The 796-nt window shown below is 41.5% G+C and carries 2 protein-coding genes; both read right to left on the bottom strand.

What is annotated here, in order from left to right; translation table 11 throughout:
* Positions 1 to 225 (bottom strand): hypothetical protein (locus A3766_RS04560; protein ID WP_156508684.1); only part of this gene is annotated, 225 nt, incomplete at its 3' end.
* Positions 226 to 379: 154 nt separating this feature from the next.
* A partial coding sequence (locus tag A3766_RS04555; protein WP_068641797.1) for a phasin family protein occupies positions 380 to 796 on the bottom strand: 417 nt, incomplete at its 5' end.

The raw sequence follows: 796 nt of genomic DNA, 5'->3' as shown, positions 1-796 counted from the left end.
GTAATTCTTGCCCAAGTCTGCCGTTTGCTTTGTCGTTTCCCAAGGATGCTTTACAACCTCTTGGACATACTTTAGATAAGACTCTGTAGCATCACTGGCAACAGCCTGCAAGCTACCATGCTCTTCATTCAATTGAGTTGAAAGGTAAGTTAAAGCGCGCTGGCTTTCTTCCATTGCCTTGGCACTCATTTTCCAATAGGGATTATCAAAAAGGTTTTTCGTCATAAGAGCGTGTTCCTAATTATTCTTATAGAACAGGCAGCCAAAAGGGCTAAATACCCAATCTAGAGGTATAGATAGCGGTATGGAGAAAGTGNCTGCGAAAAAAGTCATGAACGGCCAGAACTGCTAAGTAGTACTGGCCTTCATTGTCATACCACTACTTTGCTTTACTTGTCGCTTTAGCAGCTGGTTTTGCTTCAGTTTTGGGCTCTGAAGCCGACTTCATAATTTCTTCCAACTCTTCACGAAACTTACTTCCAGCATCGCTAAGTGCTTGAATATCAGTCATCATCTGCTCGTTTAGCTCGCCAAAAGCTTCCATCTGCTCTTTAAAGAAATCCTGTAAAGACTCAGGGTCCTTTACTTCGGTAAATGCTTTAAAACGGGCCGATGCAAAGTCTGAATATTTTTTCGCCGACTCCATTTGTGCTTTGAAGGTTTCCTGCATAGAGCTGGTCATTAACTCACCAACTTTACTCATAGGCGCCAGTGATTCCTTTGCTTTTTCGTTTAGATCTTTCAAAAAATCTGTATTCAATTCCCTATCCTCATCACTGGGTTTAACAAAACATAT

It is taken from the genome of Oleiphilus sp. HI0132, from assembly GCF_001635845.1.
The sequence above is the reverse complement of the archived record's forward strand: the minus strand, read 5'-3'. Positions and strand labels throughout refer to the sequence as shown.